This is a genomic window from Streptomyces sp. SudanB5_2050 (assembly GCF_964272335.1).
Lineage (GTDB): Bacteria > Actinomycetota > Actinomycetes > Streptomycetales > Streptomycetaceae > Streptomyces > Streptomyces rochei.
Genome location: NZ_OZ186760.1, coordinates 2788646 through 2804987, shown reverse-complemented (window position 1 = coordinate 2804987; position 16342 = coordinate 2788646). Strand labels below are relative to the sequence as shown.

Here is a 16342-nt window from a genome sequence, read left to right as displayed (position 1 = left end):
ACTACGGCACGACCGTGCCGATCCGCACGCTGCCGAGACCCGCGGTCGTGCCGTGGGCGTTCACCAGCCGGACCTGGCCGAAGAACGCACGGCCCTCGGGCGCGGCGGCCAGCGCCGTGACACTCCCGGAGACCGTCGCAGTCGCGCCCGTGCCGAGCTTCACCGGCGCCGAGCCGTCCACGCCGACCGAGCCGAGGGAGGACGCGAAGTACACGTCCCGGTAGTCGTACTCCGTGCTGCCCGACGGCACCGCGTAACCCACGACCTCGACGGTGTAGGTGCCGGCGGCCGGCTTCGGGACGGAGACCGACTCCTCCGAGTCGCCGTCGGCGGACTGGCCGACCACGTCGCCGTCCTGGTCGTAGACGGTCAGGTCCAGGTCGGAGGCCGCGTCGGAGACGCCGCCGATGGCCACCTCCAGCGACTCGGCGCCCTCGGGCACCTCGACCGTGGACGTGGTGGTCTCACCCTGCGCGATCGTGGGGCGGGACGTCTCGGCCGAGCCGAGCGGGCCGCCGACCAGCTTGCCGTCGATCGGGCCGTACTGGTTGGTCACCTTCCAGGAGGCTTCGGCGGGGGTGCCGACCTTGGCCTCGGGCACGGTCACGACCTCCGGTTCGAAGGTGGCGCCCAGGACGGTGACGTCCAGCCGGTACGGGTTGTCCAGCAGCGGCGAGGTGCGCCGCGACTCGACCTCGATCTCCCAGACGCCGGGCTGCGGGTCGGCGTACGCGCGCACGTCGGGCCGGCAGCCGTTGCCGTCGAGGTAGTTGTTGTAGCAGTACGGCGTGGAGGTGTTGTCGACCGGGACGCCGTACGGGTGGATGGCGATGAACCGGGTCTGGCTGCCGTCCTTCAGGCCGCTCATCGCCACCTCGAGCGTCTTGGCGCCCTCGGGGACGGTCACGAAGTACGACTCGGTGCTGTTGCGCTGCACGGAGTCCTTCGCGGAGAAGTCGTACTCCAGCGGGGCCGAGGCCACGACCGTGGTGAGGACCAGCTTGTCGGTGCCCTCGGTGCGCGGGTCGTCGACCTCCAGGACCGCGCTCTTGAGGCCCTCGGAGCCCGGCTTGGCCTGCACCTTGACGGTCACCGGCCGGTTCAGCGGCAGCATCACCTCGTCGGAGCCGACGATGCGGAAGGTGCCGCCCGCGTTGTTCTCGAAGTGCAGCTCGTGCCGGATCGCCCGGTCGGCGCCGGTGGTACGGGTGAGCGTGATCTCGTACGTCTTGCGCTCGCCCGCCTTCAGGCCGCCCTCACGGTCGTAGAGGCCGGTGCCGAAGCCGGGGGTCTTCAGGAACTGGTCGATCGCGGTGTCGACCGGCGCCTTGACCGTGTACTCGTGGGCCGTCGCGCCCTTGCGGATCGACCGCCAGGCGTCGGGGACGTTGATCAGGCCCGCCCCCTCCTCGTACGCCTGCACGCCCTTGATGTGGTCGGCGGTCGAGGTCAGCGCCGTCCGCAGCTTCGCCGGGGTCAGGTCGACGCCGGCCTGCTTCGCGGCCGACAGCAGCAGCGCCGAGGCGCCGGCGGCCTGCGGGGAGGCCATCGAGGTGCCCTGGAGCATGCCGTAGCCGGCGGGCAGGTCGTAGCCCGCCTCGGGGACCGGGGCGCCCGGCATCCAGGTCTGGATGGTGTTGACGGCCGCGCCGGGCGCGGTCAGCGTCGGCGTGAAGCCGCCGTCCTCACGCGGGCCGCGCGAGGAGAACGGCATCATCGCGTACTTCTTCTCCACCGCGGAGCCGTAGTTGGAGGCCCAGGTCTCGCGGGAGATGGAGGCGCCGACCGAGATCACCTTGTCCGCCAGCGACGGGTCGCCGATGGTGTTGGCGCCGGGGCCGGAGTTGCCCGCCGAGATGACGAGCTGGACGCCGTAGGTGTCGATGAGCCGCGTGTACAGCTCGGCGCGGGCGTTGTTGCCGTCGTTGAGCGCCGGGAGGCCGCCGATCGACATGTTGACGATGTCGACGCCGCGGTTGACGACCAGGTCGATCATGCCCTCGGTGAGCGCGACGTTGGTGCAGCCGCCGCTCCAGGTGCAGGCCCGGGAGGAGACGATCTTCGCGCCGGGGGCCGCGCCGTCCATCCGGCCGCCGAACAGTCCGTTGGCGGCGGCCAGTCCGGCCACGTGCGAGCCGTGCGAGCCCTCGATGACGCCGATGTTGACGAAGTCGGCCTTGGCGCCGGCCCCGTTGTAGACGACGTCCTTGCGGATCTCGACGACGAACGGCTGGCGCTCGGCCACGTCCGTCTTCGGGTCGTCGGTGCCGAAGTACCCGATCTGGAAGCCGTCCTTGTAGGGCTTCATCGGGGTGTCGTCGGCGAAGTCGTTGTTGTTGTTCAGGTCGACGCGGACCGTGCCGGCCGCCTTGTCGTACAGGACGCCCCAGGAGTCGGTGGTGTCGCCGTCCCGGTTGGCGTCGCCGGCCGCGTCGCCGCCGGTGGTGTACGACTCCAGGAAGGTGCTCACCTGGTAGGAGCCCGCCGGGGCCGTCCAGGTCTTCCCGCCGTAGGTGAAGGTGGGGCCGGAGACGGAGGTGAGCATCGGGCGCCAGGTGCGGTCGCCGTCGACGACCGGGTCGGTCGCGGTGACCCAGTCGACGATCTTGCGCTCGCCGGTGGTGGTCTTCTGCAGCGCCGGGTGGGCGAGGTCGACGCCGGAGTCGAGGATGCCGATGGTGACGCCGCGGCCGTCCGCCTTCGGGTTCTTCTTCACGAAGTCGACGGCGCCCGTCTCGAAGGACGGGTTGTACGGGTTCTCGGCGGGGGTGCGGCGGTCCGGCGCCGGGTAGGTCCGGCCCTGGTGGTGGGCGGCGCCCTTCGCCCGGTCGGCGCTCGGCGTCGGGTCGTCCAGCGGGATCTCGTCGCGCAGGTCGATGCCGTGCACCGAGGAGAGCTTGGCGGCGGAGGCGATGGCCGCGTCCGCCTTGCCGGTGGGCACGGTGGCGCGGACGTAACCCAGTTCGTCGTAGGTCCGGCCGACGCTGCCGCCGTCCACCGCGTCCAGCTCCTTCGCCACCTGCTCGGTCCTGCCGGGGGCGGTGGCGACCATCATCGTGACGTTCTTCGTGCCGTCGGCCTTCGCCTCGGCGAGCAGGTCCGCGTCGTCCGAACCGAGCTTGTCGTGCGCGGACTTGACGGAGGCGTCGGCGGGCGGCGCGACCTGCGGGCCGTCGGCGGCGAAGGCCACGGGTATCGGCCCGGCGGCGCAGAGCGCCGCGACGAGACCGGTGGCCACGGCGAGGCGGGCCGCGCGTCTCGCGCCCGGTATCGGTTCGCGCTGGGGGGTGTGGGTCATCGGCATCCCTTGTAGGTAAAGGAACGTGAAGGCACGACCGGGTCCGATCGGTCCTGGTCGCCGGGGTCCGGAATCCGATCCCGGACGACCGCTCAGCCTTACCCAAGGGCTCACTGTTTGGGGAGAGTTGTCCGTGACGGGATGGAGTCATGGCGTACTTCCGCCATACGCCACCGGGGACACAAGGGACGGCCGGTGACATTCCCATGAGTCCCGCCCCGGTGGGCCCCCGGCGGGTTAACGTCCCGGAGTGCTCCGAAAACTCAGGGTGGCGGCCTACGCCGTGTGCGTCCGCGACGGCCAGGTGCTGCTCGCCCGGTCACCCGGTCCCGGCGGTGTCCCCGAGTGGGTGCTGCCGGGCGGCGGCACGGAACACGGCGAGGACCCCCACGACACCGTCGTCCGCGAGGTCGAGGAGGAGACCGGCTACCGCGTCGAGCCCGTCGCCCTGCTCGGCGTCGACTCCCACCGCCTGGTCCGCCCGAGCCGGGTCGGTCCGCGGCGCCTGCTGCGGCGGACCGTGGACCACCACGGCGTTCGGCTGCTCTACGAGGTTCGGGTCACCGGCGGCGAACTGCGCCACGAGGTCGGCGGCTCCACCGACCTGGCGGCCTGGCAGGAGCTGGACGCCGTGCCGGGGCTGACCCGGGTGCCGCTGGTCGACGCCGGCCTGCGGTTGTGGCGCGAGAGGCCGACGACGGGGCGGGCCGGGGACCCCGGCCGGGACGAGGGCCGAGACGGGCCGGCGACGACGGGTGCGCGGACATGAGGAGGGGCCGCAGGCGGTCGTGCCCGGCGGCCCCTCCTCTCCCCTCCTCGTGATCGCCCCGGTCCGTCGCTACCGGGGCAGCACCACGATGTACGCGGCGGGTTCCCTGTCTCCGGCCGCCATCAACGCCGTACGCACCACCGCGGCCTGATGCTCCGGGCACTCCCGCAGCTTGCGGGGCGTCAGATGCACGACCGTGACGCCCAGCCGCTCCAGGTGCTCGCGCTTGCGGGCGTGCTCCGCCCACACGGTCTCGTCCTCCTGCTGCCGGTGCGTGCGGGTGTCCAGCTCCAGCGCCACCGCGTGCTCGGGCCAGAAGGCGTCCACGCCGCCGAGGTGGGGGCCGCCGGGCAGGCGCAGGTCGACGTTCCACAGCGGCTCCGGCAGACCGTGCTCGCGCACCGTCCGGTACAGGCGCTGCTCGGCCAGCGCCCGCCCCTCGGCGACCAGTGAGTCCACGGCGTCCACCACGTGCGGGCGGCTCAGCAGCCGCGCCCGGTTCAGCTCCCGCACCACCGCCGCCGGTTCGCAGTGCCCGCCGCGCACCGCCTCCGTCAGCAGCCGGCGCACCACTCCCGCGTCCGTCAGTTCCGCCACCGCGTCCGCCAGGGCCCGCGCCACCGGCGCCACCGGGACGCCGGTGACCAGTTCGGGGGTGGGCAGCGCGGTCGTGCGGACGATGCGCGCGCAGCCCGTGGTGCGCAACCGGCGCAGTCTGGGCACCAGGACGTCGATGACCTCCAGGGACGGCAGCGGGGGAGCGGAGGAGAAGCCGTGCAGCGTGAGCGCGGCCAGACCGGTGACCAGGGCCTCCGCGAAGGGCCCCGGCGCCGCCGCGTCCCCGCTCGGCTGGACCGGTACGGACGCGGCACCGCCGGGCGCCGGTCCGCCCGCCCGCTCCCGGCCCGCGTAGAGCAGCACCGCGTGCAGGCGCTCCTCGCTGGTCGGCGGGCCGGGGTGGAGCAGGACGACGGTGGGGAGCAGCTGCTGCCAGGGGCCGCCGGGCCCGCAGCGCTCGTTCGTCTCGGCGGCCGAGACACCGTGCGCCCGCAGCTGGGCGGTGGTCATCAGCCGGTGCCGGCCCTCGGTCAGCTGGTGCAGGGGGCGGGGGGAGAGCGGGGTGTTGTGCGTCATGACCGGCAACTTCCCTCGCCCGATCCGCCCCTTAACCGCTGTTACGAGTCCATCGACGAATCAGGACAAGGCCGCACTAAAGGACGGGTGTTCGGATGCCGAAAACCCCTGGTCCGCGAGGGTGCGGCCAGGGGTTACGGCTGCTATTGACTGAATTCCGTAACGATGACGGAACGCCCAATCAATGGCCAAGGCTCACGGTGTCTCAGCGGCCCGCCGCCTCGTCGCACGCCTGCCCCCGCAGCGCCCGCGCCAGGTCGTCCCGCGCCTCCAGCACGAGCCGCCGAAGCGCCGGCGCCGCGTCCTCGTGGGCGGACAGCCACGCGTCCGTCGCCTCCAGCGTCTCCCGGGAGTCCCGCAGGGACGGGAACAGGCCCCGCACCACGTCCATCCCGATCTGGATCGACCGCTCCTCCCACACCCGCTCGATCGCCGCGAAGTACTTCTCGGCGTACGGCGCGACCAGCTCCCGCTGCGACGGCTGCGCGAAGCCCGCGATGGTCGCCTCCACCAGCGCGTTGGACAGCGCGTCGGACTCCACGACCTGCGCCCACGCCTGCGCCTTCACCGCCGCCGACGGGCGGGCGGCCAGGCAGCGCACCTGGTGGCGCTTGCCGGAGGCGGTGTCGTCGCGGGCCAGCTCGGCGGCGAGCACGCCCTCGTCGGCCTCGCCGTGCGCGGCGAGCGGCTCCAGGAAGGCCCAGCGCAGCTCCTGGTCCACCTCCAGGCCGTCGATCTTCTCCGTGCCCTCCAGCAGCCCGCGCAGCAGCCGCAGTTCGCCCTCCCCGGAGGCCACCGACGCGAAGAACCGCGCCCACGCCAGCTGCTGCTCGCCGCCCGGCTCCGCCTCCCGCAGCTCCCGCAGCGCGCCCTCGCCGAGCAGCCGGCCGGCGGCCTCCCGCCGGTCCGGGGCGACGTAGTGCACCAGCGCCGAGCCGGCCCAGGCGTGCAGCATCTGCAGCACCCCGATGTCCGACTCGCGCCCCGCGAACCGCAGCACCAGCGCGATGAAGTCCCGGGCCGGCAGCAGCGCGTCCCGGGTCATGTTCCACAGCGCCGACCAGCACAGGGCCCGGGCCAGCGGGTCGGTCAGCGCGCCCAGGTGCTCGCGCAGCGTCGCCAGCGAGGTCGCGTCGAAACGGGTCTTGCAGTAGGTCAGGTCGTCGTCGTTGACCAGGACCAGCTCGGGCGCCTCGGCGCCGGCCAGCTCCGCGACCACCGTGCGCGGGCCGTCGACGTCCACCTCGGCGCGCGCGTACCGCTCCAGCGCGCCCTCGGCCGTACGCCGGTACAGGCCCACCGCCACCCGGTGCGGGCGCAGCTCGGGGTGCGACTCGGCCGCCTCCTGCACGACCGCCAGTTCGTCGACCGCGCCCGACGCGCTCAGCAGCACCTGCGGGGTCAGCGAGTTGACGCCGGCCGTCTGCAGCCAGGAGCGGGCCCAGGAGGCCATGTCCCGGCCGCTGGTCTCCTCCAGCACCGACAGCAGGTCGCCGAGGCGGGTGTTGCCGTACGCGTGCCGCTTGAAGTAGCGCCGCGAGCCCTCCAGGAAGGCGTCCTGGCCGACGTACGCCACCAGCTGCTTGAGCACCGAGGCGCCCTTGGCGTAGGTGATGCCGTCGAAGTTGAGCTTGGCGTCCTGGAGGTCGTGGATGTCGGCCGTGATCGGGTGGGTGGAGGGGAGCTGGTCGGCCCGGTACGCCCAGGCCTTGCGGCGGTTGGCGAAGGTGATCCAGGCGTCCTTGAAGCGGGTCGCGCCGACGTTGGCGAAGGCGCCCATGAAGTCGGCGAAGGACTCCTTCAGCCACAGGTCGTCCCACCACTCCATGGTGACCAGGTCGCCGAACCACATGTGCGCCATCTCGTGCAGGACGGTGTTGGCGCGGCCCTCGTACGACGCCCGCGTCACCTTCCCGCGGAAGATGTACTCCTCGCGGAAGGTCACCATCCCCGGGTTCTCCATCGCGCCGAGGTTGTACTCGGGCACGAACGCCTGGTCGTACTTGCCGAAGGGGTAGGGGAAGTCGAAGCGGTCGTGGAAGAAGTCCAGGCCCTGCTTGGTGATCAGGAAGACGTCGTCGGCGTCGAAGTGCGGCGCCAGACCCTTGCGGCACATGGCGCCGAGCGGGATCTCCAGACGCGTCCCGTCCTCGAGGACGCGCTCGTAGGAGTCGGTCACGTAGTGGTACGGCCCCGCGACCACGCAGGTGATGTACGTCGAGATCGGCTTCGTCTCCGCGAACCGCCACACCCCGTCGACGCGCTCACCGGCGCCGTTGGACCACACCGTCCACTCCTCCGGCGCGCGCACCTCGAAGCGGAAGGGCGCCTTCAGATTCGGCTGCTCGAAGTTGGCGAAGACCCGGCGGGAGTCGGCCGGCTCGTACTGGGTGTACAGGTACACCTCGCCGTCCTCCGGGTCGACGAAGCGGTGCAGGCCCTCGCCGGTGCGGGAGTAGGCGCACTGGGCGTCCACCACCAGCTCGTTGTCGGCGGCCAGGTCCTCCAGGACGATCCGGGAGCCGTCGAAGACCTCGCTCGGGTCGAGGTCGCGGCCGTTGAGGGAGACGGCGGTCACGCTCGGCGCGATCAGGTCGGCGAAGCTGCTCGCGCCGGGCTCGTTGCAGCGGAAGCGGATGGTGGTCACGGAGCGGAAGGTGCGCGGACCCTCGCCCCGAGCCTCGCCGATGGCCGAGCGCACGTCGAGGGACACCTCGTACCCGTCGACGGACAGCAGGGCGGCCCGCTCCCGGGCCTCGTCGCGGGACAGATTCTCACCGGGCACGGGCGGCACTCCCTCGGGTGGTGTTCAGCATGCGGACAGCACCGATCCTGCCATGTGCCCCTGACGGGCGGCAGCCGGGAATGGCCACGCCGTCCGGCCGGTTGCGAGGAGAGAAGCCCGGCCCTGTTGCCTCCCGAGGAGAGACATGTCGCAGAAGACTCCCGTCGACTTCTGGTTCGACCCGCTGTGCCCCTGGGCCTGGATGACCTCCCGCTGGGTCCTGGAGGTGGAGAAGGTCCGCGACATCGAGGTCCGCTGGCACGTGATGAGCCTCGCCGTCCTCAACGAGGACAAGATCGACGAGCTGCCCGAGGAGTACCGGGAGATGCTCGAGACCAAGGCGTGGGGCCCGGTCCGCGTCGTCATCGCCGCCCAGGAGGAGCACGGCGCCGAGGTGCTCGGCGACCTCTACACCGCGCTCGGCACCCGCTTCCACAACCAGGGCGAGGGCCCGGAGAAGGAGACGGTGGCCGCCGCCCTGAAGGACGTCGGCCTGCCCGAGTCCCTCATGGACCACTGGGACGACACCCCCTACGAGCCCCAGCTGCGCGCCTCCCACAAGGAGGGCATCGACAAGGTCGGCCAGGAGGTCGGCACCCCGGTCATCGCCGTCCCCGGCGCCGACGGCGAGCAGCTCGCCTTCTTCGGCCCGGTCGTCACCCCCGCCCCCAAGGGCGAGGACGCCGCCAAGCTCTGGGACGGCACCCTCGCGGTCGCCTCCGTCCCCGGCTTCTACGAGATCAAGCGCACCCGCACCAAGGGCCCGGACTTCAGCAACCTGTAGCCTCCGCCCCGCCCGCCGGCCCGCGGCGACGGCGGGTTCCGAACCGGTCGGACCCGGAAAGGAGCCCGCCGTCGCGGCAGTTGTGGCGCGCGGGCCCGCCCGGACGTAGCACCATGGGGCGGACACCGACCCTGGAGGCGAGTCCCACCCCATGACGGAGATCGACACCTCGGTGCCGCACTCGGCCCGGATCTGGAACTACTGGCTGGGCGGCAAGGACAACTACCCCGTGGACGAGGCGGCCGGCGACGCCTACACCGCGGTCTTCCCCGGCATCGTCACCATCGCCCGCAGCAGCCGTGCCTTCCTCGGCCGCGCCATCCGGTACCTGGTGCTGGAGGCAGGGGTGCGCCAGTTCCTGGACGTCGGCACCGGGCTGCCGACCGTCGACAACACCCACGAGGTCGCCCAGCGCCACGCCCCCGAGTCCCGGATCGTCTACGTGGACAACGACCCGCTGGTCCTCGCCCACGCCCGCGCGCTGCTCACCTCCACGCCCGAGGGCGTCACCGCCTACGAGGACATGAGCCTCTTCGAGCCGGAGCGCATCCTGGAGGCCGCCGCCCGCACCCTCGACCCGTCCCGTCCCACGGCCCTGATCCTCAGCGGCATCCTCGGCCACGTCGAGGGCCACGACCGGGCCCGTGACCTGGTCCGCCGTCTGATGGCCGGCCTGCCCTCCGGCAGCTACCTGTGCGTCAACGACGGCTCGCGCGGCACCGACCCGGACTACGAGGCCGCCCAGGACGGCTACAACGAGACCGGCGCCGTCCCCTACTTCCTGCGCCCGGTGGCCGAGATCGAGGCGTACTTCGACGGCCTGGAGCTGGTCGACCCGGGCGTGGTCTCCGTCCCGCTGTGGCGTCCGGACCCCTCCCCGGACGGCACCGCCCCGCGCCCCGTCGGCCAGCACGGCGGCCTCGCCCGCAAGCCCTGAGGCGCCGTTCGGGACCGTACGGAAAGCCCCCGCGAGTCACGTCCTCGCGGGGGCTTCCCTCATTCCGCCTGCCGCCGTGAAGGGTGAGAAGACGATCACGAGGCAGGACGATCCGGGGGCTCAGCCGGTCATGGCGCCAGGAGCAGGGTGTTCGTGCGGGACTTCGCGGCCTCGTAGCGCTTCGCCACGTCCTGCCAGTTCACGACGGCCCACATCGCGTCGATGAAGTCGACCTTCTGGTTCTTGTACTGCAGGTAGAAGGCGTGCTCCCAGGCGTCGAAGACCAGGATCGGGGTGGCGCCCTGGCCGACGTTGCCCTGGTGGTCGTAGACCTGCTCGACGATCAGCCGCCCGCTGAGCGGTTCGTACGCCAGCACGCCCCAGCCGGAGCCCTGGGTGGTCGCGGCGGCCTTGGTGAGCTGCGCCTTGAAGCCGGCGAAGGAGCCGAACGACTCGGCGATCGCGTCGGCGAGGTCGCCCACACCGTCGGCGGCCAGCGGCTCGCCGCCGCCGTCACCGGTCATGTTGTGCCAGTAGATCGAGTGCAGGATGTGCCCGGAGAGGTGGAAGGCCAGGTTCTTCTCCAGGCCGTTGATCGCGCCCCACGCCTCCTTGTCCCGCGCCTCGGCGAGCTGCTCCAGGGTGTCGTTGGCGCCCTTCACATAGGCCGCGTGGTGCTTGTCGTGGTGCAGCTCGATGATCTCGGGGCTGATCACGGGCGCCAGCGCGGAGTAGTCGTACGGCAGTTCAGGAAGTGTGTAGACGGGCATGGCGGATCCCCTCCGACCTCTTATTGCAAAAGGCTTGCAAGTGCACGCTAGCAGCAAGAGGCCGGGGAGACGTGTCCGAGGGGACGGACGGGCGTGCCGCGCCGGCGCGAAAGGACCCGGCGCGGACGCGAGAGGGCCCCCGCACGGAACGTCGTCCGTGCGGGGGCCCTCGCGGAGTCCGCCGCGGCTAGCCGCGCGCCCGCCGCCGCTGCCAGGTGTAACCGGCGGCCGCCAGGACCAGCGTCATCGCACCGGTCGAGTAGAGCTGCACCCGGGTGTCCGGCTCGCGGGCCATCAGGACGAAGACCGCGGCCATGCCCGCCAGCGCCACCCAGGTCAGCCACGGGTACGCCCACATGCGCACCACCAGCTTCTCGGGGGCCTCCCGCTCCAGCCGGCGCCGCAGCCGCAGCTGGGAGACGGCGATGAAGATCCAGACGACCAGGATGACCGCGCCGATCATGTTCAGCAGCCAGGCGAAGACATCGTCCGGCCGCCAGTAGCTGAGCAGTACGCAGCCGAAGCCGAAGAGGGAGGAGACCAGCACCGCGACCCGCGGCACCCCGCCCGACACCCGGCCCAGCGCCCTCGGGCCCTGGCCGCGCTCGACCAGCGAGTAGGCGATGCGGGAGGAGCCGTAGATGTTGGCGTTCATCGCGCTCAGCAGCGCGACCAGCACGACGACGTTCATCAGCTGACCGGCGCCGGGGATGCCCAGCTCGTCGAGGGCCGCGACGTACGGGCCCTTCTCGACGACCTCGGGGGAGTCCCAGGGGACCAGGGTGACGATGACGGCCATCGAGCCGATGTAGAACAGCGCGATCCGCCACATCGCCGTCCGCACGGCGCTCGCCACGCCCTTGACCGGGTTCTCCGACTCGGCCGCCGCGATGGTCACCGTCTCCAGGCCGCCGTAGGCGAAGACGGAGGCGAGCAGGCCGATGATCAGGCCGTTGCCGCCGTTGGGCAGGAAGTCGCTCAGGTGGGAGGTGCCGGGGGAGTCGGTGCCCGGCAGGACGCCGGCGATCGCCAGCACGCCCAGCACCAGGAACAGGGTGATCGCGCCGACCTTGAGGGCGGCGAACCAGAACTCGAACTCGCCGAAGTTCTTCACGGCGGCCAGGTTCGTCCCGCAGAAGACCACCATGAACAGCGCGACCCACGCCCACTCGGGCGTGCCCGGCAGCCAGCCGTGGACGATCTGCGCGGCGCCGATGCCCTCCAGCCCGACGGCCGTGCACAGCAGCACCCAGAAGGCCCAGCCCGCGGTGAAGCCGGCCCAGGGGCCGATGGCCCGCTCGGCGTGCGCGGAGAAGGAGCCCGAGGAGGGGTACGCGGCCGACATCTCGCCCAGCATCCGCATCACCAGCATCACGAGGAGGCCGGAGAGGGTGTAGGCGACCACGATCGAGGGCCCGGCGGCGGCGATGCCGGCTCCGGAGCCGACGAAGAGCCCGGCGCCGATCACCCCGCCGAGGGCGATCATCGACAGGTGGCGCTGCTTGAGGCCGTGCGAGAGGGAGGCGTCGTGCGACTCGGGCGGCGCCTTGGTGGTGGTGCTGTTGGACATGGGGCGGCTCGTCCAATGCGTGGGGGGCGGGGGCAGGGCAAAAACGCCCACAGTCTCCGGGGTGGCGCCCGTCGGCGACACCGGTTGCCCACGATACGGACGCCGCCGATACGGAACGTGACCATCCGAATGCAGGATTCCGTTTCCGGGTGACGCTCACCTCCCCGTCGCGGTGACCGATATCACCCCCAACCACGTGTATGCCGCTTCTTTGTCGGGAGCCCACCATGGCGCCGATCGACCCTTTGTCGACCGCTGCTGGTGATCGGGTCCGGCACGCTGGGATAGCGTCGCGCTGTCCCGACATGTCCACACCACCCGCGGAGTCCCCATGAGCACCGCTGCCCTTCCCACCCGCTCCGGCCAGGTCCTCGCCGACCTCATCCCCTCCTCCCGGGTCCGGGATGTCGCGCTGGTCGCCGGCGGCGCCGTGCTCACCGGCGTCGCGGCCCAGATCGCGGTGCCCGTCCCCGGCTCCCCGGTCCCGGTCACCGGCCAGACCTTCGCGGCCCTGCTCGTCGGCACCTCCCTCGGCGCCGGGCGCGGCCTGCTCTCGCTCGCGCTGTACGCCCTGGTCGGCATGGCGGGCGTGCCGTGGTTCGCGGAGGGCGGCTCCGGCGTCGGCGCCCCGTCCCTCGGCTATGTCTTTGGCATGCTGCTCGCCGCCACCGTCGTGGGCGCCCTGGCCCGCCGCGGCGCCGACCGCTCGGCGCTGCGCACGGCCGGCACCATGCTGCTCGGCGAGGCGATCATCTACGCGGTCGGCGTCCCGTACCTGGCCCTCGCCGCCGACATGTCCCTCACCGCCGCGATCGCGGCCGGTCTGACGCCGTTCCTGATCGGTGACGCGCTGAAGGCGGCGCTCGCGATGGGCGTGCTGCCCACCGCCTGGAAGCTGGTCGACAAGAAGTAGGCACAGCCGCCGGAACACCGGAAGGGGCCGGCCCGATCGCCTTCGCGACCGGGCCGGCCCCTTCTCCTTGCGTCGGCCGGGGTCAGTCCGTCCCGGCGAGGGCCTTGCGCGCGGCGATCCGCTGCTTGACGACGGCGACGACGAGCACCAGGGCCGCGACGAGCAGCGACAGCAGCACGGTCGTGCGCCCGTTGTGCTCCGTGTCGGTCAGCATGTAGCCGAGCACGAAGACGATCACGGCGGCGGCGGCCCAGGTCAGGTACGGGAACAGCCACATCCGCACCACCAGCCTCTCCGGCGCCTCGGCCTGGATGATCCTGCGCATCCGCAGCTGCGAGAAGCAGATCACCAGCCAGACGAAGAGGGCCACGGCGCCGGAGGAGTTGACGAGGAAGAGGAAGACGGAGTCCGGGAACTCGTAGTTGAAGAACACGGCGACGAAGCCGAAGACCACCGACACGAGGATCGCCGTCCGCGGCACGCCCCGCGAGGTGGTCCGGGCGAACGCCTTGGGGGCGTCGCCGCGCTCACCGAGCGAGAAGGCCATGCGGGAGGCCGTGTAGAGCCCCGAGTTCAGGCAGGACAGCACGGACGTCAGCACGATGAAGTTCATGATCTGGCCGGCGTTGGCGATCCCGAGCGAGTCCAGCGCGGCGACGTACGAGCCCTGGTCGACGATCGACTGCGAGTCCCAGGGCAGCAGCGCGACCACGACGAAGATGGAGCCCAGGTAGAAGACGGCGATGCGCCAGATGATGCTGTTGGTCGCCTTGGTGACGGCACGCTGCGGGTCCTCGGACTCGCCGGCGGCCAGGGTGGGGATCTCGCTGCCCATGAAGGAGAAGACGACGAGCAGCACACCGGTGAGGATCGCCCCCGCCCCGTTCGGCAGGAAACCGCCGTGCTCCGTCAGATTGGCCAGGCCCGCCTGCTCGCTGTCGACGCCCGGCAGCAGCCCGAAGACGGCCAGCCCGCCGACGACGATGAAGGCGGCGATCGCGACGACCTTGATCCCCGCGAACCAGAACTCGAACTCACCGTAGGAGCCGACCGAGGCCAGGTTGGTGGCGGTCAGCACCACCATCACGATCAGCGCCCAGCCCCACTGGGGCACGGCGGGTATCCAGCCCTCCAGGATCTTGGCCCCGGCCGTCGCCTCCACGGCCAGGACGACGACCCAGAAGAACCAGTACAGCCAGCCGATGGAGAACCCGGCCCAGGGGCCGAGCGCCCGGTCGGCGTGGGCCGAGAAGGAACCCGAGGTCGGATTGGCGGCGGACATCTCGCCGAGCATCCGCATCACCAGCACCACGAGCGTGCCGACGAGGGCGTACGACAGCAGGATTCCGGGGCCCGCGGTGGCGATACCGGAACTGGAGCCGACGAAGAGCCCGGCCCCGATCACACCACCGATCGCGATCATCGACAGATGGCGGTTCTTGAGCCCGGCCTGGAGCCCGGACCCGGGTTCTCCGGGCTTCCCGGGGCCGTCCTCGGCCTTGGTCAGAGTCGGCTGCGAAGTCATGGGGGTGTTTTCCTTTGCGCCGGTTGAGCAGTTCCTCGTACGAGCGGTGTACGAGCCGGACCAGTGAAACGGAGGTGAACGAATTCGGGAACCTTTGATTTCGGATTGTTACTTGAGCCTTTCCTGAGGTTCCATAGTTTCACTCACTGTTTTCACACCCTGCACCCGACGCTGATGCCCAGCGGCCCCCGTGTCACACTCGACCCATGCGCGTGTATCTCGGCTCGGACCATGCGGGCTACGAACTCAAGAACCACCTCGTCGAGTGGCTCAAGGCGGCGGGACACGAGCCCGTCGACTGCGGCCCGCACATCTACGACGCCCAGGACGACTACCCGCCCTTCTGCCTGCGCGCCGCCGAGCGGACGGCCGCGGACCAGGGCGCCCTCGGCATCGTGATCGGCGGCTCCGGCAACGGCGAGCAGATCGCGGCGAACAAGGTGAAGGGCGTGCGCGCGGCGCTGGCCTGGAGCGAGGAGACGGCGGCCCTGGGCCGCCAGCACAACGACGCCAACGTCGTGGCGGTCGGCGCCCGCATGCACACGCAGGAGGAGGCGACGAAGTTCGTCGAGATCTTCCTCGCCACCCCGTTCTCCGGCGACGAACGCCACGTCCGCCGCATCGACATGCTCTCGTCCTACGAGACGACGGGCGACCTCCCGCCCGTCCCCGCCCACCACCCGCAGCAGTAACCGCACGGCCGGCGCCTCTCTCCCCCGCTGCCCGCGCACCGGGGGAGAGGACGGGCCAGGCAGCCGCGGCGAGCCCGTCGACCGACCGGGTCGGACGGGTGGGCCGAGGAACGAAAGGACGACCCCCGTGCCAGAGGGGCACACCATCCACCGGCTGGCCCTGGACTACGCCGGTGCCTTCGTCGACGGCACGGCACCGCGGGTCACCAGCCCGCAGGGCAAGTTCTCCGACGCCGCCGCCCTCCTCACCGGCACGCCCCTGGTCCGCACCGAGGCCCACGGCAAGCACCTCTTCCTCGGCTTCGGCCCCACCGACGCCCCCGACCCCGCCCACTGGGTCCACATCCACCTCGGCCTCTTCGGCAAGGTCACCTTCGGGGCCGTCCCGGCCCCGCCCCCCACGGACACCGTCCGCCTCCGCCTGGCGAACGACACCGCGTACGTCGACCTCCGCGGCCCCACCACCTGCGCCCTGATCACGGACCCGGAGAAGCAGGCGATACACGACCGTCTCGGCCCCGATCCGCTGCGCCCGGACGCCGACCCGCGGGCGGCCTACCGCCGCGTCTCCCGCAGCCGCACCACCGTCGCCGCCCTGCTGATGGACCAGAAGGTCATCGCCGGCGTCGGCAACGTCTACCGCGCCGAGGTCCTCTTCCGCCACGGCATCGACCCGTACCGCCCCGGCAGGTCCCTCACCCCCGCCGAGTGGGACGCGATCTGGGACGACCTCACCGTCCTCATGCGCGAGGGCGTGCGCAACAACCGCATCGACACGGTCCGCCCCGAGCACACCCCCGAGGCGATGGGCCGCCCGCCCCGCGTCGACGACCACGGCGGCGAGGTCTACGTCTACCGCCGCGCGGGCCTGCCCTGCCACCTCTGCGGCGACCCGGTCCGCACCGCCGACCTGGCCGCCCGCAACCTCTTCTGGTGCCCGACCTGCCAGCGAGGCCGGGCCTAGGCCCTGTCGTCACACTCCCGTCTGCCTCGCGACGCCATGCACGCACTCTCGCCGCACGGGGCCCTGACCCGAGTACATCCAGTACGAGGATCAGGGCCCCGCGCGCCGAGAGCACGCACCTGACGCCGCGAGGCCCGCCCTCCGGGCGGACGACGTGAGTGCGACGACAGGACCTAGGCGACGCGCCGGCGACGCGGGCCC

The 16342-nt window shown here is 71.8% G+C and carries 12 protein-coding genes; 6 read left to right on the top strand and 6 right to left on the bottom strand.

Features of this window, described 5'->3' with window-relative positions; all coding sequences use genetic code 11:
• Position 1: 1 nt before the first annotated feature.
• Positions 2-3298, bottom strand: a complete 3297-nt coding sequence (locus tag ACFZP7_RS12485) for a S8 family serine peptidase (protein ID WP_385634421.1) — start codon at positions 3296-3298, stop codon at positions 2-4.
• A 268-nt stretch (positions 3299-3566) separates the two neighbouring features.
• Here ACFZP7_RS12485 and ACFZP7_RS12480 point away from each other — a divergent pair, with 268 nt between their 5' ends.
• Positions 3567-4067: an NUDIX hydrolase gene (locus tag ACFZP7_RS12480; RefSeq protein ID WP_385638422.1), complete on the top strand. Its 501-nt coding sequence runs from the start codon at positions 3567-3569 to the stop codon at positions 4065-4067.
• Positions 4068-4136: 69 nt separating this feature from the next.
• On the opposite strand, the gene ACFZP7_RS12475 is transcribed toward ACFZP7_RS12480, so the two are convergent.
• Positions 4137-5201, bottom strand: coding sequence for a hypothetical protein (locus ACFZP7_RS12475; protein WP_385634420.1), 1065 nt, complete (start codon positions 5199-5201; stop codon positions 4137-4139).
• Positions 5202-5406: 205 nt separating this feature from the next.
• Positions 5407-7986, bottom strand: a complete 2580-nt coding sequence (gene pepN, locus ACFZP7_RS12470) for an aminopeptidase N (RefSeq protein ID WP_385634419.1) — start codon at positions 7984-7986, stop codon at positions 5407-5409.
• A 145-nt stretch (positions 7987-8131) separates the two neighbouring features.
• Here pepN and ACFZP7_RS12465 point away from each other — a divergent pair, with 145 nt between their 5' ends.
• Positions 8132-8770 carry a DsbA family protein gene (locus ACFZP7_RS12465; protein ID WP_019325411.1) on the top strand — a complete coding sequence of 213 codons (639 nt, stop codon included), beginning with the start codon at positions 8132-8134 and terminating at the stop codon, positions 8768-8770.
• Between the two features lie 151 nt (positions 8771-8921).
• On the top strand, positions 8922-9707 hold the full coding sequence (locus ACFZP7_RS12460) for an SAM-dependent methyltransferase (protein WP_046248171.1): 786 nt from the start codon (positions 8922-8924) through the stop codon (positions 9705-9707).
• Between the two features lie 128 nt (positions 9708-9835).
• Here ACFZP7_RS12460 and ACFZP7_RS12455 read toward each other — a convergent pair whose 3' ends face one another.
• Positions 9836-10477 carry a superoxide dismutase gene (locus ACFZP7_RS12455; RefSeq protein ID WP_019325409.1) on the bottom strand — a complete coding sequence of 214 codons (642 nt, stop codon included), beginning with the start codon at positions 10475-10477 and terminating at the stop codon, positions 9836-9838.
• 187 nt (positions 10478-10664) lie between these two features.
• Positions 10665-12047, bottom strand: a complete 1383-nt coding sequence (locus tag ACFZP7_RS12450; RefSeq protein WP_385634418.1) for an amino acid permease — start codon at positions 12045-12047, stop codon at positions 10665-10667.
• Between the two features lie 331 nt (positions 12048-12378).
• Here ACFZP7_RS12450 and ACFZP7_RS12445 point away from each other — a divergent pair, with 331 nt between their 5' ends.
• On the top strand, positions 12379-12960 hold the full coding sequence (locus tag ACFZP7_RS12445) for a biotin transporter BioY (protein ID WP_109202963.1): 582 nt from the start codon (positions 12379-12381) through the stop codon (positions 12958-12960).
• Positions 12961-13042: 82 nt separating this feature from the next.
• On the opposite strand, the gene ACFZP7_RS12440 is transcribed toward ACFZP7_RS12445, so the two are convergent.
• Positions 13043-14485 (bottom strand): amino acid permease, encoded by a 1443-nt coding sequence (locus tag ACFZP7_RS12440; protein WP_385634417.1) that lies wholly within the window; start codon positions 14483-14485, stop codon positions 13043-13045.
• Positions 14486-14691: 206 nt separating this feature from the next.
• On the opposite strand from ACFZP7_RS12440, the gene ACFZP7_RS12435 reads away from it, so the two are divergent.
• Both ACFZP7_RS12435 and ACFZP7_RS12430 read left to right on the top strand, forming a co-directional pair.
• Complete coding sequence (locus tag ACFZP7_RS12435) at positions 14692-15177, top strand: ribose-5-phosphate isomerase (protein ID WP_019325405.1); 486 nt, start codon at positions 14692-14694, stop codon at positions 15175-15177.
• 127 nt (positions 15178-15304) lie between these two features.
• Positions 15305-16141 (top strand): Fpg/Nei family DNA glycosylase, encoded by an 837-nt coding sequence (locus ACFZP7_RS12430; RefSeq protein WP_199577500.1) that lies wholly within the window; start codon positions 15305-15307, stop codon positions 16139-16141.
• The last annotated feature ends 201 nt before the right edge of the window (positions 16142-16342 follow it).